This is a genomic window from Nonomuraea sp. NPDC049714, assembly GCF_044465295.1.
Classification (GTDB): Bacteria; Actinomycetota; Actinomycetes; order Streptosporangiales; family Streptosporangiaceae; genus Nonomuraea.
Genome location: NZ_JBITLM010000017.1, coordinates 157,036 through 181,599 on the forward strand (window position 1 = coordinate 157,036; position 24,564 = coordinate 181,599).

General features: G+C 68.7%; 24 protein-coding genes, 1 tRNA gene, 1 pseudogene and 1 riboswitch. Of the genes and pseudogenes, 11 read left to right on the forward strand and 15 right to left on the reverse strand.

Annotated features, from left to right (window positions below):
- Positions 1–24 precede the first annotated feature (24 nt).
- Genes ACIBQX_RS44775 through ACIBQX_RS44795 form a run of 5 tightly spaced genes read right to left on the reverse strand, consistent with a single transcriptional unit; the run spans position 25 to position 5,391 of the window.
- Entirely contained in the window at positions 25–1,485 is a 1,461-nt protein-coding gene (locus ACIBQX_RS44775; RefSeq protein WP_397015806.1) for a peptidoglycan D,D-transpeptidase FtsI family protein, read from the reverse strand.
- A complete protein-coding gene (locus tag ACIBQX_RS44780; RefSeq protein ID WP_397015808.1) occupies positions 1,482–2,876 on the reverse strand; it encodes an FtsW/RodA/SpoVE family cell cycle protein in 1,395 nt (464 codons plus the stop codon). Before ACIBQX_RS44780 ends, ACIBQX_RS44775 begins: the two co-directional genes overlap by 4 nt.
- Positions 2,877–4,166, reverse strand: coding sequence for a Stp1/IreP family PP2C-type Ser/Thr phosphatase (locus ACIBQX_RS44785; RefSeq protein WP_397015810.1), 1,290 nt, complete (start codon positions 4,164–4,166; stop codon positions 2,877–2,879).
- Positions 4,163–4,633 carry an FHA domain-containing protein gene (locus ACIBQX_RS44790; RefSeq protein ID WP_397015812.1) on the reverse strand — a complete coding sequence of 157 codons (471 nt, stop codon included), beginning with the start codon at positions 4,631–4,633 and terminating at the stop codon, positions 4,163–4,165. Before ACIBQX_RS44790 ends, ACIBQX_RS44785 begins: the two co-directional genes overlap by 4 nt.
- Positions 4,634–4,650: 17 nt before the next feature.
- The gene (locus ACIBQX_RS44795; protein ID WP_397015814.1) at positions 4,651–5,391 is read right to left on the reverse strand and encodes an FhaA domain-containing protein; all 741 of its coding nucleotides are present in this window, start codon (positions 5,389–5,391) and stop codon (positions 4,651–4,653) included.
- Between the two features lie 196 nt (positions 5,392–5,587).
- Between ACIBQX_RS44795 and ACIBQX_RS44800 the strand changes: the two genes are divergently transcribed.
- Positions 5,588–5,670, forward strand: a tRNA-Leu gene (locus tag ACIBQX_RS44800).
- A gap of 198 nt (positions 5,671–5,868) precedes the next feature.
- Here the strand turns inward: ACIBQX_RS44800 and ACIBQX_RS44805 are convergent.
- Both ACIBQX_RS44805 and ACIBQX_RS44810 read right to left on the reverse strand, forming a co-directional pair.
- A complete protein-coding gene (locus tag ACIBQX_RS44805; RefSeq protein WP_397015816.1) occupies positions 5,869–6,912 on the reverse strand; it encodes a hemolysin family protein in 1,044 nt (347 codons plus the stop codon).
- Entirely contained in the window at positions 6,909–8,285 is a 1,377-nt protein-coding gene (locus ACIBQX_RS44810; RefSeq protein ID WP_397015818.1) for a hemolysin family protein, read from the reverse strand. Before ACIBQX_RS44810 ends, ACIBQX_RS44805 begins: the two co-directional genes overlap by 4 nt.
- 246 nt (positions 8,286–8,531) lie before the next feature.
- Here ACIBQX_RS44810 and ACIBQX_RS44815 point away from each other — a divergent pair, with 246 nt between their 5' ends.
- The 3 genes from ACIBQX_RS44815 to ACIBQX_RS44825 are packed head-to-tail and all read left to right on the forward strand — an operon-like array spanning position 8,532 to position 11,387.
- Positions 8,532–9,797 (forward strand): LCP family protein, encoded by a 1,266-nt coding sequence (locus tag ACIBQX_RS44815; RefSeq protein WP_397015820.1) that lies wholly within the window; start codon positions 8,532–8,534, stop codon positions 9,795–9,797.
- Positions 9,798–9,855: 58 nt separating this feature from the next.
- Positions 9,856–10,461, forward strand: coding sequence for a TenA family protein (locus ACIBQX_RS44820; protein ID WP_397015822.1), 606 nt, complete (start codon positions 9,856–9,858; stop codon positions 10,459–10,461).
- A 47-nt stretch (positions 10,462–10,508) separates the two neighbouring features.
- The gene (locus ACIBQX_RS44825) at positions 10,509–11,387 is read left to right on the forward strand and encodes an Fpg/Nei family DNA glycosylase (protein ID WP_397015824.1); all 879 of its coding nucleotides are present in this window, start codon (positions 10,509–10,511) and stop codon (positions 11,385–11,387) included.
- 3 nt (positions 11,388–11,390) lie between these two features.
- Here ACIBQX_RS44825 and ACIBQX_RS44830 read toward each other — a convergent pair whose 3' ends face one another.
- The gene (locus ACIBQX_RS44830) at positions 11,391–12,794 is read right to left on the reverse strand and encodes an MFS transporter (RefSeq protein ID WP_397015826.1); all 1,404 of its coding nucleotides are present in this window, start codon (positions 12,792–12,794) and stop codon (positions 11,391–11,393) included.
- Positions 12,795–12,873: 79 nt separating this feature from the next.
- Between ACIBQX_RS44830 and ACIBQX_RS44835 the strand changes: the two genes are divergently transcribed.
- Together ACIBQX_RS44835 and ACIBQX_RS44840 are read left to right on the forward strand one after the other, a co-directional pair.
- Positions 12,874–13,311, forward strand: a complete 438-nt coding sequence (locus tag ACIBQX_RS44835; RefSeq protein ID WP_397015828.1) for a winged helix-turn-helix transcriptional regulator — start codon at positions 12,874–12,876, stop codon at positions 13,309–13,311.
- On the forward strand, positions 13,308–13,631 hold the full coding sequence (locus tag ACIBQX_RS44840; RefSeq protein ID WP_397015830.1) for a rhodanese-like domain-containing protein: 324 nt from the start codon (positions 13,308–13,310) through the stop codon (positions 13,629–13,631). Before ACIBQX_RS44835 ends, ACIBQX_RS44840 begins: the two co-directional genes overlap by 4 nt.
- 148 nt (positions 13,632–13,779) lie before the next feature.
- On the opposite strand, the gene ACIBQX_RS44845 is transcribed toward ACIBQX_RS44840, so the two are convergent.
- Both ACIBQX_RS44845 and xerC read right to left on the reverse strand, forming a co-directional pair.
- Complete coding sequence (locus tag ACIBQX_RS44845) at positions 13,780–14,226, reverse strand: hypothetical protein (protein ID WP_397015832.1); 447 nt, start codon at positions 14,224–14,226, stop codon at positions 13,780–13,782.
- A 1,097-nt stretch (positions 14,227–15,323) separates the two neighbouring features.
- Positions 15,324–15,854, reverse strand: a pseudogene (gene xerC, locus ACIBQX_RS44850) (tyrosine recombinase XerC); the annotation flags it as partial.
- 663 nt (positions 15,855–16,517) lie between these two features.
- Positions 16,518–16,630: riboswitch (TPP riboswitch) on the forward strand.
- Here xerC and ACIBQX_RS44855 point away from each other — a divergent pair.
- Positions 16,621–17,973 carry a purine-cytosine permease family protein gene (locus tag ACIBQX_RS44855; RefSeq protein ID WP_397015834.1) on the forward strand — a complete coding sequence of 451 codons (1,353 nt, stop codon included), beginning with the start codon at positions 16,621–16,623 and terminating at the stop codon, positions 17,971–17,973. (Overlaps the previous riboswitch by 10 nt.)
- Here ACIBQX_RS44855 and ACIBQX_RS44860 read toward each other — a convergent pair.
- The gene (locus tag ACIBQX_RS44860; RefSeq protein WP_397015836.1) at positions 17,939–18,508 is read right to left on the reverse strand and encodes a methylated-DNA--[protein]-cysteine S-methyltransferase; all 570 of its coding nucleotides are present in this window, start codon (positions 18,506–18,508) and stop codon (positions 17,939–17,941) included. The genes ACIBQX_RS44855 and ACIBQX_RS44860 overlap by 35 nt on opposite strands.
- 142 nt (positions 18,509–18,650) lie before the next feature.
- On the opposite strand from ACIBQX_RS44860, the gene ACIBQX_RS44865 reads away from it, so the two are divergent.
- Complete coding sequence (locus ACIBQX_RS44865) at positions 18,651–20,474, forward strand: PAS domain S-box protein (RefSeq protein WP_397015838.1); 1,824 nt, start codon at positions 18,651–18,653, stop codon at positions 20,472–20,474.
- A gap of 142 nt (positions 20,475–20,616) precedes the next feature.
- Complete coding sequence (locus ACIBQX_RS44870; RefSeq protein ID WP_397015840.1) at positions 20,617–21,048, forward strand: ATP-binding protein; 432 nt, start codon at positions 20,617–20,619, stop codon at positions 21,046–21,048.
- Here ACIBQX_RS44870 and yidC read toward each other — a convergent pair.
- The 3 genes from yidC to ACIBQX_RS44885 are packed head-to-tail and all read right to left on the reverse strand — an operon-like array spanning position 21,032 to position 22,111.
- Complete coding sequence (gene yidC / locus ACIBQX_RS44875) at positions 21,032–21,676, reverse strand: membrane protein insertase YidC (protein ID WP_397015842.1); 645 nt, start codon at positions 21,674–21,676, stop codon at positions 21,032–21,034. The two genes, ACIBQX_RS44870 and yidC, sit on opposite strands and share 17 nt — an antisense overlap.
- A gap of 43 nt (positions 21,677–21,719) precedes the next feature.
- Positions 21,720–21,941 carry a DUF6412 domain-containing protein gene (locus tag ACIBQX_RS44880; protein ID WP_397015844.1) on the reverse strand — a complete coding sequence of 74 codons (222 nt, stop codon included), beginning with the start codon at positions 21,939–21,941 and terminating at the stop codon, positions 21,720–21,722.
- Positions 21,938–22,111 carry a hypothetical protein gene (locus ACIBQX_RS44885; RefSeq protein ID WP_397015846.1) on the reverse strand — a complete coding sequence of 58 codons (174 nt, stop codon included), beginning with the start codon at positions 22,109–22,111 and terminating at the stop codon, positions 21,938–21,940. Before ACIBQX_RS44885 ends, ACIBQX_RS44880 begins: the two co-directional genes overlap by 4 nt.
- Positions 22,112–22,205: 94 nt before the next feature.
- Between ACIBQX_RS44885 and ACIBQX_RS44890 the strand changes: the two genes are divergently transcribed.
- Together ACIBQX_RS44890 and ACIBQX_RS44895 are read left to right on the forward strand one after the other, a co-directional pair.
- Entirely contained in the window at positions 22,206–22,904 is a 699-nt protein-coding gene (locus ACIBQX_RS44890) for a response regulator transcription factor (RefSeq protein ID WP_397015848.1), read from the forward strand.
- Complete coding sequence (locus ACIBQX_RS44895) at positions 22,901–24,010, forward strand: sensor histidine kinase (RefSeq protein ID WP_397015850.1); 1,110 nt, start codon at positions 22,901–22,903, stop codon at positions 24,008–24,010. Before ACIBQX_RS44890 ends, ACIBQX_RS44895 begins: the two co-directional genes overlap by 4 nt.
- On the opposite strand, the gene ACIBQX_RS44900 is transcribed toward ACIBQX_RS44895, so the two are convergent.
- A complete protein-coding gene (locus ACIBQX_RS44900) occupies positions 23,993–24,394 on the reverse strand; it encodes a hypothetical protein (RefSeq protein WP_397015852.1) in 402 nt (133 codons plus the stop codon). The two genes, ACIBQX_RS44895 and ACIBQX_RS44900, sit on opposite strands and share 18 nt — an antisense overlap.
- Positions 24,395–24,564 lie beyond the last annotated feature (170 nt).

The window sequence follows — 24,564 nt, forward strand, 5'->3', positions numbered from 1 at the left end:
ACGTTACCGTCCATCACCGATCGATCACTGGTTCAGCACCGCCTCCATTACCACCTTTGCAATCGGCGCCGCCGTCCCGCCGCCGGTGGCCTCGGCGCCCACCTTCGCGGCGCCGGACTCGACGAGCACCGCCACCGCGATCTTCGGATCGTTCGCCGGGGCGAAGGAGATGAACCAGGCGTGCGGCGGCTGGCCGTCAGCGGTCTCCGCGGTTCCGGTCTTGCCCGCCACTTGGACGCCGGAGATCTGCGCCCGGTTCGCGGTGCCGTTGGCGACGACGCTGACCATCATGTCGCGCAGCTTGCCCGCCGTCTCCGAGCTGACCGCCTCGCTGAACTCCTCGGGCTCGGCCTCCTCGAGAGTGTCGCCCTTGGCGTCAGTGATCTTGTTGACCAGATACGGCTTCATGACCGTGCCGTCGTTGCCGATGCCAGCGGCGATCATGGCCATCTGCAGCGGCGTCATCTGGACGCTGCGCTGGCCGATGGAGGCCTGGGCGACCGCGGCCTGGTCCTCCTTCTTGCCGAAGCTGCTCTGCGCCACCGACATCGGGACGGCCAGCGGCTCGCCCGCGCCGAACTTCACCAGCTGCTCGTTCATCTTCTCGTAGCCGAGGTCCATGCCGATGCTGCCGAACGGCGTGTTGCAGGACCTCTCCAGCGCGTAGACGAGCGTGACCTGCCCGGCGCCACAGGCCGCACCGCCGTAGTTGGGCAGCCCGGCGGTGGTGTTGGGCAGCTGCAGCACCTGCGGCGCGTCCACGACGGTCTGGGCGTCCCGGCTGGAGTCGTCCTCCAGGAAGGCGGCGGCGGTCACCACCTTGAAGGTCGAGCCGGGCGGGTAGGTGCGGTCGATGTTGCGGTTGAGCAGCGGCTGCGACTTCTGCTTGGCCAGCTCGTCGTAACGGCCGAACACCTGGCCCTTGTCGGTCCCCGACAGCTCGGCCGGGTCGTAGGTGGGCAGCGAGACCATCGCCAGGATGGCGCCGGTCTTGGGGTCGATCGCCGCCACGGCGCCGCGCTTGCCGCTCTGCCGCAGCGCGTCGTAGGCGGCCTTCTGCGCCTTCGGGACGATCGTGAGGTCGACGTTGGCGCCCCGGGTCGGCTCGCCGGTGAACAGGTCGATGCCACGCTGCAGCAGCAGGTCGGGGCTGGAGCCGTCGAGCATCTTGTTCTGGCTGGCCTCGATCGCGGAGGCGCTCTCGGGGGAGAAGAAGCCGGTGAGGTGGGCGTACAGCTCGCCTTCGGGATACTCCCGGAGGAACTTGAAGTCGCCCTTGGCCTCCTTGGACTGGGCCAGGATCACCTTGCCGCCGGCCGTGATGCGGCCGCGCTGGACGGCGTAGCGATCGTAGTAGTTGCGGGTGTTGCGAGCGTCGTCGCGGTATTTCCCTGCGTTGACGGCCTGGAGAACGTTCACGTTGATCATCAGTAACGCGAACATGGCCAGGCAGGCCACGGCCGCACGCTTGATGGGCCCGTTCATCGCTGGAACACCTGCGTCATTCCTTCGTTCTGGATCGCCTGGGGTGGCGGCTTGCGCGCCGCATCTGACATGCGTACCAGCAGCGCGATAAGGATCCAGTTAGACAGCAACGCCGAGCCGCCCTGCGACATGAACGGGGTGACCAGTCCGGTCAGCGGGATCAGGTTGGTCACGCCACCGACGATGATGAACACCTGCCAGGCCAGCAGGAACGACAGCCCGCCCGCCAGCAGCTTGGAGAACGGGTCGCGGGCCGCGATCGAGGTGCGCAGGCCGCGCTCGACCAGCAGGGCGTACATCATGAGCAGCGCCATCAGGCCCGTCAGGCCCAGCTCCTCGCCGGTGGCGGGGAAGATGAAGTCGGAGAAGGCCAGCGGGATGAGCTCGGGGTGGCCCTGGCCGAGGCCGGTGCCGAGGATGCCGCCCGACCCCATGGCGAACAGGCCCTGCATGAGCTGCGCACTGCCGCCGACCTGGTCGAACAGCACTGGATCGCCGGGGTTGAGGTAGACGTTGAAGCGCTCCTGCACGTGGTTGAAGAGCATGCCTGCCACGATGGCGCCGCCCACGAAGAGCAGGATGCCGATGATCACCCAGGAGCTGCGCTGGGTGGCGATGTAGAGCATCGCGACGAACGTGCCGAAGAGCAGCAGCGAGGAGCCCAGGTCCTTCTGCATCACTAGGACGCCCAGGCTGACGCCCCAGGTGATGAGCACCGGGCCGAGGTCGCGGGCGCGCGGCAGGTCGATGAAGAGCAGCCTGCGCCCGGCCAGGGCCAGCACGTCCCGCTTGGCGACCAGGTAGCCGGCGAAGAACACGACCAGCGCGAGCTTGGCGAACTCGGCGGGCTGAATCTGGCCGACGCCGGGGATGCCGACCCAGATGCGGGCGCCGTTGATCTCCTGACCGAGGAAGGGGGTCAGCGGCGAGATCAGCAGGATCAGGCCCACCGCGCCGGCGGTGTAGGTGAGCCGCTGCAGCGCGCGGTGGTCGCGCAGGAAGATCAGGGTGAGGCTGAACATCACGATGCCGACGAACGTCCACATCAGCTGGGTGCTCGGTGAGGCGAGCGTGGCGGACGGCAGCGTCGAGTCCGTCTCGGAAAGCCGGAAGATCATCACCAGGCCGAGCCCGTTGATGAGCGTCACCAGCGGCAGGATCAGCGGGTCCGCCCAGGGGGCGAACTTGGCGAGCACCAGATAGGCCGCCAGCATCAGGCCGCCCAGGCCCAGGCCGTAGGTCAGCATGCCCGACGGGATCGCCCCGTCCATCGCCAGCCCCACGTTGGCGTAGGCGCCCATGACGATCACGACGGCGAACGCGAGCATGGCGAGTTGGGCCACGCGCCGCTTGGCGGGCATGGTCACGGGTGCTTCGGCCACTTCGGTCATTTACTGGGGTTTCGTTTTCGTCGGGGTCGCGGATGGTGTCGAGCTGGCAGCGGGTGCGGCCTTCTGCTCCGTCGCGTCTTTCGCGAAACTCAACCCGTTGATCTTGGTGAGGCCCTCGGCCACGTTGGTGACCTCGATGCCGCCCTTGATCAGGGCCTGGTCGGGCGGCGAGAGCTCGGACACGGACTTGCCGGTGCGCTCGACCACGGAGAAGAGCCGGATGGGCCCCACTTCCTGCTGTATGCCCTGGAACACGACCACCTCGTCGGCCGACGCGCCCACGAAGAACTGGTCCTGGGTCCACTGCCAGCCGAAGTAGCCGCCGACGCCCGCGGCGACGACGGCCACGGACAACACCGAGACCAGCACGGGCCAGACCCGGCGACGCTTGCCCGGCCGCCGGGAACTCCGCGGGGCCGGCGCGTCGAAGTCGTCGTCGCTGATCACCGGCTGCGGGGCGGTGGCCGACTCGGCTCGCCCCGGAGAGGTCTCGTGGGGACCGGGCGGCAGGCGCGTCATGCCCGCCGCGCCGACCACGGCCGCCTCGGCGGGCAGCTGCTGCCCGTCGGTGATCTCCAGCACGTCGGCGAGCACGCAGGTGATGTTGTCCGGCCCGCCACCGCGGTTCGCCAGGTCGATGAGTTGGCGGACGACCTCTTCCGGATCCTCGAAATTGGTGAGGGTGGCGTGCATCGTCTCCGCGCTCACCACTCCCGACAGGCCGTCGGAGCAGAGCAGATAGCGGTCGCCCACCTGCGCCTCGCGCAACGTGAGGTCGGGATCGACCTCGCCGCTGCCGTCGAGCGCGCGCAGCAGGATCGAGCGCTGCGGATGCGTCGCGGCCTCTTCGGGGGTGATGCGCCCGTCGTCGACGAGCTGCTGCACCAGCGTGTGGTCGTGGGTGATCTGGTAGAGCTCCCCGCGTCTGAGCAGGTAGGCGCGCGAGTCGCCGACGTGCACGAGCGCGACCTGGGTGCCGTGCCAGAGCATCGCGGTGAGCGTGGTGCCCATGCCCTTGAGGCTGGGATCCCGACCCACCATCTCGTGCAGCTTGCGATTGGCGTCGCGTACGGCCGCCTCGATGGCGTTGAGCAGGTCACCACCCTGCTGGGCCTCTTCGAGAGAGGCCATTGCGGCGATGGCGACGGAGCTCGCCACCTCGCCGTGAGCGTGCCCGCCCATACCGTCCGCGACGGCGAGCAGGCGGCCGCTAGCGTACGCCGAGTCCTCGTTTCCTTCGCGGAGGAGGCCGACGTCCGAGCGGGCCGCGTAGCGGAGTGCGATGGTCATTTGCGCAATTCAATGACTGTCTTGCCGACACGGACGGGAACGCCGAGCGGAACCGGGGTCGGACGGGTGACTTTCGAGCGGTCGAGATATGTGCCGTTGGTTGAACCGAGATCTTCCACGATCCACTGACCGTCCTGAGGGAAGAGCCGGGCATGCCGGCTGGATGCGTAGTCGTCGCTGACTACCAGCGTGGCGTCGTTCGCCCGGCCAATGGTGATGGGCGTCTCCGTGAGGTTAATGGTGGTGCCTTGCAAGGGGCCACCTGTCACAACAAGCTGGCGTGGCTCGCCCTTCTTGCTCTTGGGCTTTGCCACGGCTTTGGCAGGTTTGACCCCCTTGCGTGGACCAGCAGGAGCCGTACGTGACCCGAACAAGTCAGTCCGGATCACGCCGACTGCGGCAATGACGAAAAACCACAGCACCGCCAGGAAGGCGAGCCGGATCAGCAGCAGCGTGAGCTCGGACATGGACCGTCTGTCTACCCCTAATCGCGCCGGAACACCAGAGTCGTGCGCCCCAGCGTCACTCGCGTGCCGTTCTGGAGCTCGATTCTGCGTACCGGCTGGCCATTGACGAACGTGCCGTTCGTCGATCCGAGATCGACGAGAGCGACCTGTTGACCCTCGACGCGTAGCTCCGCGTGATGACGCGACACGCCGGGGTCGACGAGACGAAGATCGCAGTCGGTGCCGCGTCCTAGCAAGGTCACCGGAGTGGTGAGCTCGTAGGAGCGGTCGCCCTGCGGGTCGTCCTGAGTTGAGACGAGCAGCCGGGGCCGCCCGCCGAAAGCGTTGGGCCTAGACGGTGGCAGATCGCTCGCCGGCTGGCGAATCTCGTCCTGCTCGACCGTCGCGCCGCGGATGACGCCGGACCTGATGCGGAACAGTCCCACAGCCAGGTCGGCGGCGGTCTCGAAACGGACCCGGACCGGTCCCACGAAGGAGTAGCCCTGCTCTTTGGCGTACTCCCTGGCGAGGTTGGCCAGCTCGTGGCTGATGCTGTCGGCGTAAACCTCAAGCCGTTCGCTGTCGGTCGTGGACAGCTCGACCACGAAGTCGTTGGGCACGAGAGTGCGACCCTGGGCGACGATCGCCGCCCGCTCGTCCATCTCCCGCTGCACCGCGCTGGCGACCTCGACCGGCTGAAGGTCAGATTTGAACGCCCGCGCAAAGGCCCCCTCAACCAAGCCTTCGAGCCGTCGCTCGAAGCGCTGAAGGACTCCCACCGGGTACCTCCCTTCTCCGTGCATATGATCGCGGCCCCCAAACGCCGGTGGCGTCCGGTCTCCGCTCGTCCCACGTCGCGGCGGTCCAGGCGCTCGTGGCCCTCGCGCCCAGCTCCTCCGCTCCCGTGTCTTATGCGATCGTATCCGGGTTCAGTACCACTGGCTGTTACGTGCTACTGTTTCTCAGCACCCACAAGGGCGGGTGGCGGAACGGCAGACGCGCACGGTTCAGGTCCGTGTGTCCGAAAGGACGTGAGGGTTCAAATCCCTCCTCGCCCACCTCGGATCTTCCGATCAAATCGGCAGACCCACACTGACGAAAGCAGCCTCGGTTCGCAAGAGCCGGGGCTTCTTCTTTTCCAAGAACCTTCCGCGTGGCGCTGCCCAGGGGCGAAAAGGTACGCCCGGCCGGTTGCAACCCGCTTACGAGTCACTTTCCGGCCGGGCGATGTGTTTTAGCCCACAGCGAACGCAGGGTCAGACGGCGAGTGTCCGGGTGTCGAGCAACTGGCCGAGCAGATCCGTCAGGCTCACCATGCCGATGACCACGCCGTTGGCCCCGGTGACCAGCGCCAGATGCGAGCGGGCCTCCTGCAGCGCGGTCACGGCCTCCGGCACCTGCGTGACACAGGCCAGCCGGGGCACCGGACGGGCCAGCTCGCCCGCCGTACGGTTGGGCTCCAGCAGGGTGTCACGGGCGTGCAGGACGCCGTTGACGCCCTCCACGGCGGCCGCCCCGTCGGCCGGGTCCGCGCCCCGCACGAGCAGCCTGAGGTGGCCGCTGCGCGCGGCCTCCCGCCGGATCTCGGTCGCGCCGGCGGACGACGGCACGGCCGTCACCTTGTCGATCGGGACCATCAGCCGTTCGATGCCCTCGGCCTCGAAGCGCAGCGCCCTGGTCAGCAGGTCGTGCTCCTCCCGGTCGAGCAGGCCCATCCGGCCGGACTCGCCCACCAGCATGGCGAGCTGGCGGGGCGTCCTGGTGGTGGCCAGCTCGTCGCGCGGCTGCACGCCGAACAGGCTCAGCAGCAGGTTGGTGACCCCGTTCAGCGAGGACAGCAGCGGGCGCATCACCCAGGTGAAGCCGCGGAAGGGCAGCGTCAGGATCAGCGCCGCCCGCTCGGGGTTGGTCAGCGCCCACGACTTGGGCGCCATCTCGCCCACGACCATGTGCAGGAACGTCACCAGCGCCAGCGCGATCGTCAGCGCGATCGGCAGCCGCAGCGACTCCGAGACGCCGATGGCGGCGAAGACCGGCTCCAGGTAGTGCTCGATCGCCGGCTCGGTGACCTGGCCGAGCCCCAGCGTGCAGAGCGTGATGCCGAGCTGGGCCCCCGCGAGCATCAGCGACAGCTGGCGGCTGCCGCCCACGGCGGACCTGGCGGCGATTCTGACGAGCCGGTTGCCGCCACCGGCCATCTCCTCCAGCCGGTGGCGCCTGGAGGACACGAAGGCGAACTCCGCGGCCACGAACAGCGCGTTGAGGGCCAGCAGGACGACGCCGATCAGGATCATCGTCATCGCGCCGCCTCCACATGCTTGGCCGGCGCCAGCCGCACCCACTCGGGCACGCGGCGGTTGAGCGACATCACGGTCAGCTCCGCGTGATGCTCGTCCTCGTCCTCGGTGAACGGGTCGTCCTCGGGGACGGTCTCGACCGTCACCGTGTCGCCCGGCTCCGGCATCCGGCCCAGCTTGGCCAGGATCAGCCCGCCGAGGGTGTCGTAGTCGTCGCTCTCGGGCAGCGCGACGCCGGTGGCCCGCTCGACCTCGTCGAGCCGCAACCGGCCGGGCACCTCCCAGGCGCCGTCCGGCCGCCGCACGGCGCCGACGGGGTCCGGGTCGTTCTCGTCGACGAGCTCGCCGACCAGCTCCTCGGCCAGGTCCTCGACGGTGATCACGCCGGCGAGACCGCCGTACTCGTCGATGACGCAGACGATGTCGTCCTTCGCCACGCGCATCCTGTCGAGCACGACCGGCAGCGGCAGCGAGTCGGGCACCAGCAGCGGCGGGCGGGTGATGTCGGCGATCCGGCCCACGTCCAGGCCGGCGTCGTCCAGGCCGCCCTTGTTCAGGCCGAAGGTGAGCAGCTCACGCACCCCGGTCACCCCGACCACGTCGCCGTCGCCGCCGAGCACCGGATAGCGGGAGTGACCGCACTGGCGCATCGCCTCGACCAAAGCGGACAGGGGCTGGGAATCGCGGAGTGCGACCACTCTGGGGCGCGGTACCATGATCTCCTCGGCCGAGTGGTCGCCGAATTCCAGAGCCCGCTCCAGCAGTGCTGACAGCCGAGGGGGGAGTTCGCCCGCCTCGGTCGACTCTTCGATGATCCTGGAAAGCTCCTCGGGGGTGGCGCCGTGCTCCACCTCCTCGACAGGCTCGATCCCGAGCTTCCTCAGCAGGCCGGTGGCCGCCGAGTCGAACAGCCGGATCAGCGGGCCCACGACGGCCAGGTAGGCGAGCGTCGAGCCGGCCAGAAACTTGGCCACGGGCTCCGGCCTGGCGATGCCGAGGTTCTTGGGGGCCAGCTCGCCGAGCACCATCTGCACGACGGTGGCCACGAGCACGCCGATGGCGACGGACAGTCCGGCGATCATGGTCTCGGACAGGCCGGCGTCCGTCAGCCAGGGACGTACGATCACCGCGATGGCGGGCTCGGCCAGAAAGCCGACCAGCAGCGCGGTGACGGTGATGCCGAGCTGAGCGCCCGACAGCATGAAGGACAGACGCGAGGTCACCCGCAGCGCCTTTTCGGCGGCCGCGTCACCGGCGGCGGCCTGCTCGCGCAGCACACCTCGGTCCGCGGCGACGAAGGCGAACTCCTGGGCGACGAAGTAGCCCGTCGCGGCGGTGAGCAGGAAAAGGGCCAACAGCCCCAGATAGGCGCTCACCGTGGCGAGCTCTCAGGGGAACCCGTGCTCGTGCACGGGCAACTACTCCATGAGTCCGGAGCGGACACGATCATCCCTTCGATAGAGGTCGTCCACAAACCTAACGATGCAGCTTGCCTCTCTGTTTCCGGGAGTGACTTAAGGCGCGTTCTGCGTACTTTTCCGTGGGAAAAGCTTGGCGAGAAGACTGCACTGATGGGGGGTTGGACGTAGCGTCTATGCCAAGCGAAGGGAAGTAGAAACCAAGTGTCTGAGGACGATCGGACGCGGGCCATGCGCTCGCCAGGCGACGGCCGGCCGCTGCCACGCGGGAACGACGACGGGTCCCGCTCGGCGGGGGCGCCGGCGCAGCGGTTCCCGCAGCGGCCGGGCGCGCGCCCGACTCCGGCCGGCCCGCCGGTCGCCGACGACGCGACCGTCGTCAACTCGCCGATGGCCGACCAGCGGCCCAAGGGGAGGGTGTACGGCAAGCAGCGGTCGGGCGGCGGCGGCCCGGTCAAGCCCCTGCGCGGGGGTGCTGAGGCGTCCCCCTCGGGGCCGAGGCCACCCCGCAGGCGCATCCGCGGCCGCACCGTGCTGACGATCATCGCGGCGTTCCTGGCGGTGCTGCTCCTGACGACCGTGGGCCTGTTCATCTGGATCGACGGAAAGCTGGCCGGCATCGACAAGGTGCTCGACGACTACGAGGGCCGCCCCGCCGACACCCCCGGCACCAACTGGCTGCTGGTCGGCTCCGACAGCCGCAAGGGCCTGTCCGCAGCCCAGCGCAGGAAGCTCGCCACGGGCAGGAGCGCGGGCCAGCGGACCGACTCGATGATGCTGCTGCACCTGCCGGAGGGCAGCGACAGGCCGACGCTGGTCAGCCTGCCCCGCGACTCGGCGGTCACCATCCCCGGCCGGGGCCGCAACAAGCTCAACGCCGCCTACGCGATCGGCGGCCCCCCGCTGCTGGTCCAGACCGTCGAGACGGTCACCGGCGTGCACATCGACAACTACATGGAGATCGGCTTCGCCGGCTTCGTGGACATCGTCGACGCGGTGGGCGGGGTCGAGATCGACGTCCGCGCGGCCGTGAACGACCCCAAGGCCGGTCTCAAGCTGAAGAAGGGCAAGCAGGTCCTCACCGGCGGCCAGGCGCTCGGCTACGTCCGCACCCGTAAGGGCGGCGCGCTGCCCGACTTCGAGCGGACCAAGCGGCAGCGCCAGTTCCTCAGCGCGGTCGTGAAGAAGGCGGCCAGTCCGGGCGTGCTGATCAACCCCTTCACCTCGCTCCCGCTGGCCTCGGCCGCCACCGAGGCGGTCGCCGTCGACAACGGCACGGGCGTGTTCGACATGCTCTCGCTGGGCCTGGCCATGGGCGACAGCCCGGTGACCACGGTGGTGCCGTTCGGCGGCAGTGAGCTCGCGGGCGGCGGCACGGCCGTCAAGTGGGACAGGACGAAGGCGCTGGCCCTGTTCAACGCGCTCAAGGAGGACAAGCCGGTGCCCAAGGACATCCTCGACCCCAACTGACCGTCCCCGGCTCCGGTGCGATGCGCGCCGGAGCCGGCGCGTTCATTACCGTGCTGGCATGACTGTCTCTGAGAAGTTGCACGCGATCGGCCGGCCGCTGCTGGACGCCCAGCTGGCGCATCCCACGGTGGTCGGCATCGGGCGGGGTGATCTGGCCGAGCCGGTCTTCAGGTCGTGGCTGGAGCAGGACTACCTGTTCCTGCTCGACTACGTCCGGGTGTTCTCCCGGCTGGCCTGGCAGGCGCCGTCGGAGCACCTGGGGGATCTGGTGGACCTGGCGCACGCCACCTTCCACGACGAGCTGGATCTGCACAGGTCGCTGTCGGCCGGGTTCGGGGCGGATCTCGACGGGGCCGTCAAGGGGCCGGCGTGTGAGGCGTACACGGCGTTCCTGCTGGAGTCGGCGGCTTCGTACGCGGACGGGCTCGCCGCGCTTTATCCGTGTATGTGGGGATATTCGACGCTTGGCCAGATATTGGCGGAAAATCCGCCGGTTGAGCCGCGGTACCGGGCCTGGGTGGACACCTACGCCGATCCCGGGTTCGCGGCGCTGACCGGGCGGATCGGGCAGATGATCGACGAGGCGGACCCGGACCCCGCGCGGGCGGAGGCGCTCTTCACCGAGGGCATGCGTCACGAGCTGGCCTTCTGGAGCGTGCCGTAGTCGTCCACAGGCTGTGGACGACGCGGTGGGATCAGTAGTCTGGTGGCATGCCGGAACTTCCCGAAGTGGAATCTCTCACCGGTTTCCTGCGCGAGCGGGCGGTGGGGCGCACCATCCTGGGCGTCGACGTGGTGGCCTTCCAGGCCCTCAAGACCTTTGACCCGCCGGTCACCGCCCTGGGCGGGCTGACCGTCACGGGGGTGTCGAGACACGGCAAGTTCCTCGACCTCGACTGCGACGGGCTTCACCTGATCTTCCACCTGGCCCGGGCGGGCTGGCTGCGCTGGCGTGAGGACCTGACAGGCGCCAAGCCGGTACGGCCGGGCAAGGGGCCCCTCGCCGTCCGGGTGCGCCTGGCGCCCGACGACGAGGGGCCGGCGCCCGGCTTCGAGCTGACCGAGGCGGGGACGCAGAAACGCCTCGCCGTCTATGTCACGAAAAATCCGGATGATGTGCCGGGTGTCGCCGCGCTCGGCCCCGACCCGCTCGACGACTCCTTCGACGTGGCCGCGCTCAAGCGCATCGTGGGCGGAAACCGTACCCAGATCAAGGGTCTGCTGCGCGACCAGAAGGTGATCGCCGGCATCGGCAACGCCTACTCCGACGAGGTGCTGCACGCCGCGAAGATGTCCCCGTTCAAGATCGCGGCGACGCTCACCGACGACCAGATCGCCGACCTGCACGAGGCCATCATCACCACGCTGCGCGAGGCGGTGGAGCGGGCGCACGGCCTGGCGGCCAAGGACCTCAAGGCGGAGAAGAAGTCCGGCCTGCGGGTCCACAACCGGGCCGGGCAGCCCTGCGACGTGTGCGGTGACATGATCCGCGAGGTCTCCTTCGCCGACTCCTCGCTGCAGTACTGCCCCACCTGCCAGACAGGCGGCAAGCCGCTGGCCGACCGCCGCCTGTCCAAGCTGCTGAAGTAGCCCCTACACGCGGGCGGGCACCGGGGCGGGGGTCCGCGCGCGCAGACCGAAGGCGACGATGACCGCCGCGAGCAGCGTGGCCGTCACGGGCACCACCAGGGCGGCGCGCAGGGCGTCGATCCCGGCCGAGCCCCCGGTCAGCGCGGCCACGTTGACGGCGGTGACCGCCGACAGCCCGAGCGCGGCCCCGAACTGGAAGGACGTGTTGATCAGCCCGCCGGCCAGCCCCTGCTCGTGCTCGGCGATCCCCTCGGTCGCGACGATCGTCAACGGGCCGTAGACGAAGGCGAACATCAGCCCGATCAGCAGCATCGACGGCAGCATGGCCGCGTACGTCCAGTCCATCCCGACGCCCAGGAACAGCGCGAAGGCCACCAGCCCGGACACCAGGCCGCCGAAGATCACCCGGGCGTTGCCGAACCGGTTGACCAGCAGGGGCGTGAGGGTGGGCGCGAGGATCACGTCGGCGGCGGCGGCCAGCAGCGCGAGACCGGTCTGGATCGCCGACCAGCCACGCAGTTCCTGCAAATAGAGGGTGATCAGGAACTGGAAGCCGAAGAAGGCGGCGGTGAGCAGGATCGCCGCCAGGTTCGCCCGCACCAGCGGCCCGGATCGGAACACGCCGAGGCGGATCAGCGGCTCGGCCGAGCGCCGCTCGATGGCCACGAACGCCGCCACCAGCGCCAGCCCGCCGGCGAACGCGCCGACGGTCCAGGGCCAGCCCTCGGCCGGATGCTCCAGCCGTACCACGCCATAGACCAGCAGCATCATCGCGCCGGTGATGGTCACCGCGCCCGGCACGTCGAACCGGCCGCCGGCGGGCGGCGGCGCGGCGGGCTCCTTGATCAGCGGGACGGCGACGAGCAGGATCGCCAGCGCCAGGATCACCGGCGCGAAGAACACCCACCGCCAGCCGATGGCGGTCAGCAGACCGCCGATCACCAGGCCGAGCGCGAAGCCGGCGGCGGCCGTCCCCGCGTAGATCAGCAGTGCCTTGTTGCGCAGCCTGCCCTCGGCGAAGCTGGTGGTGATCAGCGAGAGCCCCGCCGGGGTCATGAACCCCGCGGCCACCCCGGTGACGAACCTGGCGACCAGCAGCACCCAGCCCTCGTTCGCGAAGCCGCCCAGCCCGGAGAAGACCAGGAACACGGTCAGCCAGATCAGGAACATCCTGCGCCTGCCCAGCAGGTCGGCCGCCCGGCCGCCGAGCAGCATGAATCCGCCGTAGCCCAGCACGTAGGCGCTGACCACGCCGCTCAGCATCGTGGTCGACAGGCCGAGGTCGGCGCGGATGGCGGGCAGGGCGACGTTCAGCATGGCGACGTCGATGCCCTCAAGGAAGATCGCTCCGCACAGCACCATCAGCACGCCCAGCGGGCGGCCTCTGAGTCGTTCGGCAGTAGGCATATCGGAAAACCCCCGGTTACGTTCTCGCATATCAGTTACCTCTTGTAACCGTCCACATCATGGGGCAGCATGAACAGACATGGAAGACGGCACTTCAAAGTCACCCGGTTACTGCGACAGCACCGTCCCCGACGACGACTACGACGTCCGCCAGTGGGACGTCAGGGAGGGCTGCGAGGTCCGGCAGATCCTGGACCGCGTCGCCGACAAGTGGTCGCTGCTCGTCATCGCCCTGCTCGACTGTCAGAGCCTGCGCTTCACCCAGCTGCGCCGCGAGATCGACGGCGTCAGCCAGCGGATGCTCAGCGTCACGCTGCGCCAGCTCGAGCGCGACGGCCTGGTGACCCGCACCGTCCACCCCGTGGTGCCGCCGCGCGTCGACTACGCGCTCACGCCGCTCGGCCGCACCCTGCACGAGACGATCAAGTCGCTGGTGACCTGGACCGAGCAGCACCAGCGGGAGATCGCCGAAGCGCGTGCTGCGTACGACTCGCGACGCGAGATGATGGAGGCATGACGGTTCCCGAAGTCGAGGCGCGAGACGTCCCCGCCGACGCATACCTCTTGGACGTGCGCGAGCAGGACGAATGGGTGGCGGGTCACGCCCCCGAAGCGGTGCACATCCCCATGACGCAGATCCAGTCCCGCCTCGACGAGGTGCCCGGCGACCGGACTGTTTACGTCGTCTGCCGGGTGGGCGGCCGCTCGATGCAGGTCGCCGCCTGGCTCAACCAGGTCGGCCGCGAGGCGATCAACGTCGACGGCGGCATGCGCTCCTGGGAGCACGAGAAGCGTCCGATGGTGAGCGAGACGGGTCAGCAGCCCTTCGTCGCCTGAACGAACTTGTCAGGATCGTGCCGTCATCGGCCGGTACTGCTTTAAGACGCAGGTCAAGGGCCACCCGCACGGTTGCGGATGGCCCCGCGAACTCGCCAGTGTCAGCAAGCCCTGTACGCCGACCAGCTGAAGCCCGAGCGTCAGCGGCTCAGACGTACTGGTTGCGTCGCCACTTGCCATCCTTGCAAACCAGGTGTTGGCCTCGTTTGTTGGAGATGCACACCCTTACGTAGACGAACTTTATGGACTTGGAGCCGGTGCGGACGAAGTTTCCAAAGTTGGTGCCGTGGGAGCCGCAGCTGGTGTCCTTCTTCCAGGCGCCGTACCCCCTGGTTCCGTCGGTGTGTATCCACTCAATCCGGGCCCGCACCCCATGGTTGTCAGCGGGACAGATGTCGCGCACCTTGAAGTTCCGAAAGATGACCTTCTTCCGGTTGACGAAGTCGACGGTCGTCTGGGCGTACCCGGCGCCGGCACGGTCAGGGTTTGACACGCGGGCGGAGGACACTCCGTCTCTCGCCTGCGCCGGGCTTGCCACCAGCAGCCCGCTCAACGCTGCGATGCCCAGCACGGCGCCCAGAATGCGTGTCTTCAACAGTCCTCCAGCAAGAGATGTCGCGGTTCGCCTTGGAGTGAACTCCAGCGCGCGGAGTGATCATTGCACTCGTCGGCAGCACTGTGGAATACGCCGGGAATACGCCTGGTCACCCGGAGTCGAGAGATGACTTCGGGCGAGACGGTCGGTCCGTACAGCCCCCGGTGGTGGCCGATCTAGGACGAATGGTGCATCATGGGGGCGCGAGCTGGGATGATCCCGGCTTCGTGTACCAACCCCCCGCGGGAGCTTGGGGCAACCAGGCTGAGAGGGTAGCTACTGCTGCTGCCGACCGCATGAACCTGTCCGGATAGTGCCTCTACGGCGCGTACTTCCGCTCCGGTGCAGGTCAAAGGCCACCCACGGGGTTCGTAGGTGGCCTCTTTGACCCTCGTACAGCTACGAAGTACAGCAGTAGGCCTCTAGGCTCTGCGCCTGCTCAACGAGAATGACCCCAGCAGTTGGGGGAGTCACTGCCAGGAGCGGTAGTCGCGAGGTTGCGGCGCTGAGTTCCCCCGCACCGATCTGTTCCGCGCACAGTCACTGGGTGTCCCCGGCGTCCCCGCTGACTCCGAGCGCGTGTTTGGTGCTCACGCCCCGTGCGCATCACACCGAACGGTCCTACGTAACCCTATACAGGTGATAGGGAGGGTTTTGCCAATGGAGTCCGCGCTTGCAGCGGTAGGCGTGCTCAGTGAGCGCTGTGTAAGCCGCATCGCCTGCCGCGCATTTCTTCAAGGTGCTGTAGGTAGCTACGCGGACATCTGCGCTGGCCGGGGATGCGCTGACGAACAGCGTCAAGCAACTCGCTCCTACCAGCACAGTCGCCGTCAAGAATCGCTTCATAAAACACCTTTCTCTACTTCGCCACATACGGGGGTGCGGCGAATTGTCTTGTGCCTCAGCTGAAACGGGCATCGGGTTACTCCGAAGTCGGTTCCACTACTGTTCTAGTAGGCGCCGGTATGTTTCGGGTATGTTGTGCCTGCGCGTCAGGCTCAGTTGCGAGACCAGCACCATCGTGGCCGTCAGGTGGCCGGGGGCGTAGGTCGTTGACGCTGGACGATGAGTTCCCTGCGCATCACTATTCGCGGTGGTCAGAGGCCTGGCTCCGGAAGGCCGTCCAGCGCTCCACCGAGTTTCCTCAGGGCCTCACAGGTGGCTTCGTCAGTAGCGTCGGTGTAGACCTCCATCGTCATTTTGATGTTGCTGTGGCGCAGAATCCGCATGGCTACGCGGGGGTGTACGTCCAGTGCGGCCAGCAGCGTGGCGCACGTCCCTCGGGTGCCATGGACGGTGATTCGGCGTATGCCCGATTTAGCGATGCGGGCATCGAATCGGGCGTTGAACTTGGTGGGGTCGAGGGCCTTGCCCAGGGGTGAGGTGAAGACCAGGCCGGTCTCCTGCCAACGCTCCGCAGCTTCCTCGCGGTCGTGGTCCTGTTGCTGCTTGTGGAGTCGGAGGGCGGCGGTGCAAATTCCCGGCAGGGGTAGCGGCGCCTCGGAGCCTTCGGTCTTCACGGCCCGTCGCAGGAGTTGGTCACCGACCCGTTGGAGTTGCTCGCCGACGTAAAGTTCGCCAGCGTCGAGGTCCACGTACTTCCAGTCGAGTCCGAGCACCTCCCCCTTGCGGAGCCCGTGTAATCCGCCAGTCGATTGGCTCTGCTGTCCGGTGTGAAGGGTGGAACGGGTCGGAAGAGTGACACGTCTTTCGCTCCGAGTGTCCTAGCGGATGATGTTGGTCGTGAACGCTTGATCTCATAGTGTGCGCCCTTCGTACAAGATCGGACAGAGATGAGAGCTACCCAAGCGTGACAAACCCGGTTGGAGCTCCGGCTGCCTCGCTGGCAGGGTAGGCGGTTCTAAGCTCTGGACTATAAGGATGCTGGCCGACAGTTTGTTCGAAAGGCTATCGGCTTGCACCTTTGACCTGCTGGTTCGCAACTTCGTGTTACGAAGAGGCGTTGGAGATCGGCTACTTCGCGGTGCCTTTGAAGGATGAGAAGCTCGGCAGGGGCTCGCTTTCGCGATGAGTGTCGACGCCCTCACTTGGCGGAGCTCGCGTGTAGCGGTGCGTTGCAAGAGAACACAACGCTGCATGTCCGCATGACCAGCATCAGCGTGCACGGTTGTACAGCCACCAAGTACAGCTACCGCCACGCACGTAGCTGTACTCCTGCGGACCTGCACGGACTCTCCCGAGGGCGCGATGGCAGCTACCCCGGTGGTGGCCGATCTAGGACGAATGGTGCATCATGGGGGCGCGAGCTGGGATGATCCCAGCTTCGTGTACCAACCCCCCGCGGGAGCTTGGGGCAACCAGGCTGAGAGGGTAGCTACTGCTGCTGCCGACCGCATGAACCTGTCCGGGTAATGCCGGCGTAGGGAGTGCGCGATGTCGCATGCCGTCCACGACGACGAAGTCCCCCTCACCCTCGAAAGCGCGGCGCCCAAGACGCTGGGCGTGCTCGACCAGGGCGCGCTCTGGGCCAACCTGGCCGTCAGCCTGCTGGGCTTCTCCGGCGCGCTGTTCCTGATCGACCCGCTGGGCGGCGCCCCGCTGACGCTGGCCGCCGCGCTGACCGCGACGGTCGTGGGCAGCCTGATCGGCACCGCCATGGTGGGGCTGTCGGCCATCCCCGGCACGCAGACCGGGCAGCCCGCGATGGTGCTGCTGCGCGGCCTGTTCGGGGCCCGGCTGTCCTACATCCCGACGGCGCTCAACATCATCCAGATGATCGGCTGGGGCGCGTTCGAGCTCTGGGTCATCTCGATGGGCGCGATGGCCATCTTCGGCGACACCGTCCCGTACGCGGTGTGGGTGATCGTCGCCGGGGTGCTGACCACGGTGCTGACCATCTGGCCGCTCGGCGCGATCAGGCTGCTGCGCCGCTACATCACCATCGCCGTGATCATCGCGCTCATCTGGTTCGCCGTACGGTTCCTCGGCGACGCGCCGCCGCAGACGGGCGGCAGCTGGACGGCGTTCATGCCCGCGGTCGACTACGTGATCGCGCTGTCGGTGTCGTGGGTGCCGCTCGCCGCCGACTTCGCCCGGCACTCCAGGTCCAGCCGGGCCGCCTTCACCGGGGTCGTCGGCGGCTACACGCTGGCCCAGGTCGCCTGCCTCGGGCTCGGTGTCTACGCGGTGGCCATCGCGGGGGCCGGGGCGGTGGCGGCCGACAGCACGGCGGTGTTCGTGCCCTTCGTGGCCGCGCCGCTGGGCGCGCTGTTCTTCGCCATCCTCGTGCTGCGCGAGGCCGACCAGTCCTTCGCCAACGTCTACTCCACGACCGTCTCGCTGCAGAACCTCATGCCGCGGGTCGACAGGCGGATCCTCAGCACCGTCATCGGCGTGCTCACCGTCGCCATCGCGCTCGTGGTCGACGTGACGTCCTACGGCGCGTTCCTCGGCCTGATCGGCGCGGTCTTCGTGCCGATGTTCGCGGTGCTCGCCGTGGACTACTTCCTGCTCGGCGGCTCGACCCGCTGGAACACCGCCGAGAACGCGCCCGCCCGCTGGTCGATGCTGCTGCCCTGGGCGCTCGGCTTCGCCGCCTACTGGCTGACCACCTCGACCCCCACGATCGCCCAGTGGGACGGGATGTGGGCCGCGGTCCGCGAGGCGATCGGCTTCACCAGGGAGCCGTGGATGAACGGCGCGCTGGGCGGAGCCATCGTGGCGGCCCTGGTCACGCTGGCGGTGGGCGCGCTCAGGCGCCGCGCGACTCGCGACGCTCGACGTTGAGCAGGTGGCGCTTGGCGGCCGCGCCTCCCGCGTAGTCGCCGAGCTCGCCGTCCTCCCGCACGACCCGGTGACACGGCACGACCACGCACACGGGGTTGGAGCTGAGCGCGTTGCCGACCGCGCGCAGCGCGCGCGGCCGGCCGATGAGCTCGCCGATCCGCTCCATGGTGGTGGTCGTGCCGTACGGGACCGCCATCGTCTTCTGCAGCACCGTGCGCGCGAACGACGTGGCGAGGGCCAGGTCGACCGGCGTGGCGAAGGCCCGCAGCCGGCCGGAGAAGTAGGCGTCCAGCTCCCTGCGCACCGGGTCCAGCCGCCGGGCGTCGGTGCCGATCATGCTGCCGACGTGCTTGGCGACGCGCTCGTACACGATGTTCTCGTCCTCGAAGCTGCACGAGGCGAGGCCCCTGGAGGTCACCGCGAGCACCAGCCGGCCGACCGCGCCGTCATAGGTGCCGAAGGCGACATCGAGCGGCCGATCGTCCCGATAGGTGTCGGACGTCACCCGCAGCAGGGCTTCGAGGTCGCCTGACATGCTTTCACCCTCTTCAGCCAGCCACGGAAATGCCGTGACCGCAGCGTATCGGACGGATCGCCCGGCATGAGCGCCACGCCACAGGCACTATGGAGATGTGGGGGACCTAAGGGCTGGGAGTGACGATGAGATAGCCCGCGCTGTGCTCGACAGCTCGCCCAACGCCGTGGTGGCCTTCGACAGGGACCAGAGTGTCCTGGTCTGGAACGCGGCGGCGGAGCGGCTCTTCGGCTGGACCGCCGAGGACATGCTGGGGCGCAGGGCGCCGATCGTGCCGGAGGAGCTGACCGCCGAGCACCACGCCGTGCTGGAACGGGTCCGTACCGGCGAGCAGGTCTCGCTGCGCACCAAGCGCGTGCGCGGCGACGGGGAGCTGCTCGACGTGCGGGTGGACATCAGCGCGCTGCTCACGGGCAGCGCGGTGGCCGGCTACGTCTGCGTCTACCACCTGGTCCGGATGGACGACGCCGCCAAGAACCGGATGGCGCGCCGGGCCAGGCTGGTGCGCCGGCTCACCGACGTGGTGGGCGACATCAACGCCGAGCTGGACCTGCCCGCCGTGCTCGAACGGATCACGGCCAGCCTCACCGAGCTCACCGGCGCGGACGCGGGCGGGTTCGTGCTCATCGACGGGGAGCGGCTACGGCTGGTCAGCACCTACCAGCTCCCGCGCACGCTGCAGGGCACCACCACCGACCTCCACTCCAGTCTGGTCGGCAAGCTGCTGCGCACCGGCAAGACCGTCATGCTGGAGTCACAGGGGCTCGACGGGCTGGTGTGGGCCGAGCTGAAGGGGCTGCACACGATCGCGCTGGGCCTGGCCGCCGTCGGCGGACGCCCGTACGGCGCCCTCTACGCGCTGTTCGCCAAGCGTAAGCCGGGGCATCTGGAGCTGGAGCTGCTGGAGCTGCTCGCCGGTCACGCGGGCATCGCGGTCGGCAACGCGGTCGCCTACCAGGACGCGGTGCGGCAGCGGGCGCACGAGCGAGCGGTGTTCGACGCCAGCGCCGACGGCATCGCGGTGCTCGACGGCGATGGCCGGGTGCTCAGGTGGAACCCGGCGGCGGCCGAGCTCACCGCCGTCTCCGCCGAGGAGGTCATCGGGCAGAAGCCGCCGTTCCCACTGCCCGCCCCCGGCGAGAAGCTCACCTTCCAGCTCGGCACCGGGCGCTGGCTCGACGTGGTCAGCGCGCAGATCGAGGAGACCGGCGAGCTGGTCGTCGACTTCCGTGACGTGACCGCCGCCAAGGAGCTGGAGGAGGCCAAGGACCTGTTCCTGGCCACGACCAGCCACGAGCTGCGCACCCCGATCACCATCGTGCGCGGCTTCGCCAGCACTCTGGACACCCGCTGGGACAAGCTGAGCGACGCCGAGCGGCGGTCGGCCGTGCACACCATCGCCGAGCGGTCCCGGTCGCTCGGGCAGCTCATGGACCACCTGCTGCTGGGGGCCAGGGCGGGCGCGGAGGAGCAGGTGGTCAGGGACGAGCCGTTCGACCTCGCCGAGCGGGTGCACGCGGCGACGTTGGGGCTGCCGGTGCTGTCGGACAAACATCGGGTCGAAGTGAGCATCGGCGCCGGGCTGCCGCAGGTGAGGGGGGACGCGCTCGCCACCGACATCGTCCTCGGGCAGCTGCTGGAGAACGCCTTCAAATACTCCCCCGAAGGGGGGCTGATCCGGGTGGCGGCCTGGTCGGAGAACGGCGGGGTTACCGTGGTCGTCGACGACGAGGGCGTCGGCATCGCGGAGCCGGACCGGGAGCGCGTCTTCGAGCGGTTCGTGCAGGTGGACAGCGGTGACCGCAGGAGGTTCGGCGGCGTCGGCCTCGGCCTCTACATCGTGCGCAGCCTGGCCAGGGCGCAGGGCGGCGACGTGAGCGCCCATCCGCGACCGGACGGAGGCACCCGGATGAAGCTCAAACTGAGGTGCGCATCTTCTATCGGATCCGACACACCGATGCGGTAACGAGGTGGTCACAGTTGAGCTGATCTATCGTCCGATGTGTACAAGCTGTGATCGAGATGCGGTTTCTGGGATCGAGTAACGGGGCATTTCGGTCGTACCGGGGAGTGTTCCCGCGGGGGGCACTGGGAGCGGGGAGGTGGGTGTGTCAAGCGTCGTGCTGCTGCCGTACGCGCCGTCCAGCGTCGCCGTTGCCCGCCAGCGTCTGAGCACTGACCTGCAGGATTGTGGGGTGTTCAGCACCGCGATCGACGACGCCGTCCTCGTGGTGAGTGAGCTGATGAGCAACGCGCTGAGGCACGCGCATCCATTGCCTTCAGGCATGGTGAAGGTCACCTGGATGCGCAGCGATGATCACATTGAGGTCGCCGTGAGCGACGGGGGCGCGGCGACCGAGCCGCGCGCGGGCCGCCCCACGCTGTCCTCGCTGGGCGGCCGTGGCCTCGGCATTGTCGAGTACGTCGCGGAAAGCTGGGGTGTGCGGCACGAAGGTGACACGACGACGGTGTGGGCGATCCTGCCCGCCCCTCATGGATCGATGAACGGGCAGGTCCACGCACTCAGAGAGGCCGGCTAGCCAGCACCGCTCGTTCGCCGGCCGTCCAGGCCGTGGAGACCAGCAGGTAGAGTCCCGCCGCCAGGGGGAGCACGGCGGCGGCGAGCACCGAACCGTACGGCAGCAGCGGCATGATCCTTCGCAGGAGCTCGGGCTGCTCCGCCGGGAGCGTCGACGTGATCTGCCGCGAGGTCAGCCAGGCCACCACCAGGAGCAGCACGATGACCAAGGCGAAGACCGAAACCGGCAGGCTGACCAGACCGTAATGAGCGATCACGCTCGCCACCTGCTGACCCAGCGGAGCCCCCAGAAGGTCATGGCCGACGAGCGCGGTCGGATGCGTGGCGACCCGGAACACCAGCCACATGACGGGAAGCTGCGCCAGACCCGGCAGGATCCCCGCGAACGGCGAGCTGCCCTCGGCGGCGAAGAGCGCGGACGTCTCCTTGGCCAGCCGCTGCGGATCACGCTCGAACTTCTTCCGCAACGCGCGCAGCTTGGGCGCCAGACGCTCCCTGATCCGCGCGGTACGCGCCTGACGGATGCCCAGCGGCAGCAGCAGGAGCCGCACGGCCAGGGTGAACAGCACGATCCCGAGAGCGGCGTCGCCGCCGGCCATGCCGATGACAAAGGTGACAAGAGAATCCATCGAGAGCCCATCTCACTCAGAGGTCAGGGCTTGACAGCCCCGCTTAACCGGAAGCGGGGCGTGACGATGGAGCTCGTGAGCGCGGCCGTCCCGCCGCGTCGGGATCGCGCTGGCGCAGGAACGCCGTACGCCGCGCGTAGACCAGCGGGAAGCCGGCCGGCTCACCGCCGACGACGGGCAGCAGCCTGGCGGCCCAGGAGGCCAGCAGCAGGACCGCCATCATCGTCACGGCGATGAGCCACGGATCGAACAGGAAAAGCGTCACTGGGATGAAGACGACCTGCTGACCAGGGTGACCGCGATGAAGACGAAGAGAGCGACCACCCCGATGATGAGCGCGATCTTCAGCAGCCCCAGAACCATGGGAATGATGAACGTGAACAGCACGAAGAGCGCCAGCACGGCACCCAACACGAGCATGATGACTCGACTCATGGAGCCACCGTACGTCCTGACACCTAGATCCGCGAGGCTTACGAACCCATGACGTGGGTGTCGATCGAGCCGGGCCGCGCCGTACCGTGAGGTCGTGAAGACCCGCATCCTGGTCGTGGACGACGACCCCACCGTGTCCGAGGTGGTCGCCCGCTATCTGGAGCGGGACGGACACGAGGTGGAGTGCGTCGGGGACGGCGCGGAGGCACTGCGCCGGGCGCTGGCCCGGCCGCCCGACCTGATGGTGCTCGACCTGATGCTGCCCAAGATCGACGGACTGCAGGTGTGCCGGAAGCTCAGGGAGCGCTGGCCGGTCCCGGTGATCATGCTGACCGCGCTGGGCGAGGAGATCGACCGGGTGGTGGGCCTGGAGACCGGCGCCGACGACTACGTGACCAAGCCCTTCAGCCCCCGCGAGCTGGCACTCCGGGTGCAGTCGGTGCTGCGCAGGGCGCGTGGCGCCTCCGTCACCGGAGGCACCGGGGTGCTGCGCGATGACGACCTGGTGGTCGACGTGGGCGCGCACGAGGTGCGGCTGGCCGGCGGCGAGGTGATGCTCACCGCCCGCGAGTTCGACCTGCTGGCCTACCTGATGCGCAACCCGAGGCAGGCCTTCAGCAGGGCCGCGCTGCTCGACCAGGTGTGGGGATGGTCCTTCGGCGACTCCTCGACCGTGACCGTGCACGTCAGGCGGCTGCGGGAGAAGATCGAGCCGGACCCCACCGAGCCGCGCAGGATCGTCACGGTCTGGGGAGTCGGATACCGGTACGAACCGCTTGAGGGCCCGGCATGACGGACGAACTCGGCATGATCGTGGCCGTCACTGCCGGGCTCGGACTCCTGGTGGCGGCCCTGGGCATCGGGGCGATGTGGTGGCTGCGCACCCGGTCGATCGGCGTGATGCTGGCCGTCGTGGTGGTGGTCGCGGTCGTCGCGACCCTGGCGGGCGTGGTGGCGATCACCATGAGGATGATCATCGAAGGCCCGGCGAGGGACATCGTGCTCAGCGTCGTGGCCGTGGGCGGCCTGGTCGGGCTGGGCGTCGCCTTCGTGCTGGCCCGGCGGGTGGTGGGGGAGAGCAGGCGGCTCGTCGCCGCCGTGGGCGAGCTGCCGTTCACCGCGCCCCGCAAGCTGCCGGCCGAGCTCCAGACGATCGCCAACACGCTGGAGGAGGCGTACGCACGCGAACGCGCCCTGGAAGGAGCGCGGCGCGAGCTCGTCGCCTGGGTCAGCCACGACCTGCGCACGCCGCTGGCCGGGATGCGCGCCATGGCCGAGGCCCTGGAGGACGGCGTGGTGACCGACCGCGAGACGGTCGGCCGCTATCACGGCCAGATCAGGCTGGAGGTCGAACGTCTGTCGGCCATGGTCGACGACCTGTTCGAGCTGTCCAGGATCCACGCCGGGGCCCTGCGGCTCTCGCGGGCCCGGGTCGGGCTGTCGGACCTCGTGGCCGACACCCTGGCCGGGGCCGAGCCGCTGGCCAGGGCCAAGGGAGTGCTGCTGACCGCCGAAGCGACCGCCGCGGTGCCGGTGGAGGCCGACGCGGGCGCGCTCAGCCGGGCCCTGGGCAACCTGGTGATCAACGCGATCAAGCACACGCCGTCGGACCGCTCGGTCGTGCTGCGGACACACGTGGACCAGGGCATGGCCTGCCTGTCGGTCACCGACTGCTGCGGCGGCATCCCGGACGAGGACCTGCCACGGGTGTTCGACGTGGCGTTCAGGGGTGAGGCGGCCCGGACCCCGACGGCGGACGGCGGGGCCGGGCTCGGCCTGGCGATCGCTCAGGGCATCGTGGAGGCGCACGACGGGATGATCGGCGTGGTCAACGACGGGCCCGGCTGCCGGTTCGAGATCCGGCTGCCGCTGGACGACCCATCAGGCCGACTCCGGTAGGGGAGACTCCTGGCTTGCTCCGAACGACTCCGACATCGCACGAAATGTCGGGCAGGGCCAGCGCCACATGCAGCTCCGGCACCGCAGGATCGGATGCGCGGCGTCGCTGGTGATGCCCCCCGCGTCGCGCGGCTGGTGCAGGTCCAGCAGCCGGAGCCCGAGCTCGGAGAACCTGAGCAGCTCGTCGCGGGCGCCGGCGAGGAAGTCGAGGTCCTCGCCGGCCAGCTTGGCGCGGACGGGGACGTACCCCTCGTGATTCACCAGGGCGCGCAGGCGCTCGGCCTCGTCATGCCAGGGAGCGGCTTTCTCCGTGCGGATGAAAATGGCCTCCAGCTGCTCGCGGAGCCTCTGACGCTGAGGATCTTCGGCTTGGTCTGTGTTCATCGGTGATCGGGCCCACGAATCTCGCCCAGCCCCTCCTCCTGAGTGAAGTGGTGACCGGCGCGGAGGCGCCGGCGCCGGTGTCACAGTGTCAAGCTTCGCGTACTCTCCGTCTCCGTGATGCCGAAACAGGGACTCTCATCGCCGGATCGCTACCAGGGGCTCCCGATGGC

Bases quoted from the DNA above. Each gene is read 5' to 3' on its own strand.
- ACIBQX_RS44785 (WP_397015810.1), bottom strand. From the start codon at position 4,166: ATGACCATCGCACTCCGCTACGCGGCCCGCTCGGACGTCGGCCTCCTC.
- ACIBQX_RS44900 (WP_397015852.1), bottom strand. From the start codon at position 24,394: ATGAACACAGACCAAGCCGAAGATCCTCAGCGTCAGAGGCTCCGCGAG.
- ACIBQX_RS44840 (WP_397015830.1), top strand. From the start codon at position 13,308: ATGACGGTTCCCGAAGTCGAGGCGCGAGACGTCCCCGCCGACGCATAC.
- ACIBQX_RS44790 (WP_397015812.1), bottom strand. From the start codon at position 4,633: ATGTCCGAGCTCACGCTGCTGCTGATCCGGCTCGCCTTCCTGGCGGTG.
- ACIBQX_RS44825 (WP_397015824.1), top strand. From the start codon at position 10,509: ATGCCGGAACTTCCCGAAGTGGAATCTCTCACCGGTTTCCTGCGCGAG.
- ACIBQX_RS44860 (WP_397015836.1), bottom strand. From the start codon at position 18,508: ATGTCAGGCGACCTCGAAGCCCTGCTGCGGGTGACGTCCGACACCTAT.
- yidC (WP_397015842.1), bottom strand. From the start codon at position 21,676: ATGGATTCTCTTGTCACCTTTGTCATCGGCATGGCCGGCGGCGACGCC.
- ACIBQX_RS44830 (WP_397015826.1), bottom strand. From the start codon at position 12,794: ATGCCTACTGCCGAACGACTCAGAGGCCGCCCGCTGGGCGTGCTGATG.
- ACIBQX_RS44805 (WP_397015816.1), bottom strand. From the start codon at position 6,912: ATGACGATGATCCTGATCGGCGTCGTCCTGCTGGCCCTCAACGCGCTG.
- ACIBQX_RS44780 (WP_397015808.1), bottom strand. From the start codon at position 2,876: ATGACCGAAGTGGCCGAAGCACCCGTGACCATGCCCGCCAAGCGGCGC.
- ACIBQX_RS44895 (WP_397015850.1), top strand. From the start codon at position 22,901: ATGACGGACGAACTCGGCATGATCGTGGCCGTCACTGCCGGGCTCGGA.
- ACIBQX_RS44855 (WP_397015834.1), top strand. From the start codon at position 16,621: ATGTCGCATGCCGTCCACGACGACGAAGTCCCCCTCACCCTCGAAAGC.
- ACIBQX_RS44775 (WP_397015806.1), bottom strand. From the start codon at position 1,485: ATGAACGGGCCCATCAAGCGTGCGGCCGTGGCCTGCCTGGCCATGTTC.
- ACIBQX_RS44820 (WP_397015822.1), top strand. From the start codon at position 9,856: ATGACTGTCTCTGAGAAGTTGCACGCGATCGGCCGGCCGCTGCTGGAC.
- ACIBQX_RS44885 (WP_397015846.1), bottom strand. From the start codon at position 22,111: ATGAGTCGAGTCATCATGCTCGTGTTGGGTGCCGTGCTGGCGCTCTTC.
- ACIBQX_RS44835 (WP_397015828.1), top strand. From the start codon at position 12,874: ATGGAAGACGGCACTTCAAAGTCACCCGGTTACTGCGACAGCACCGTC.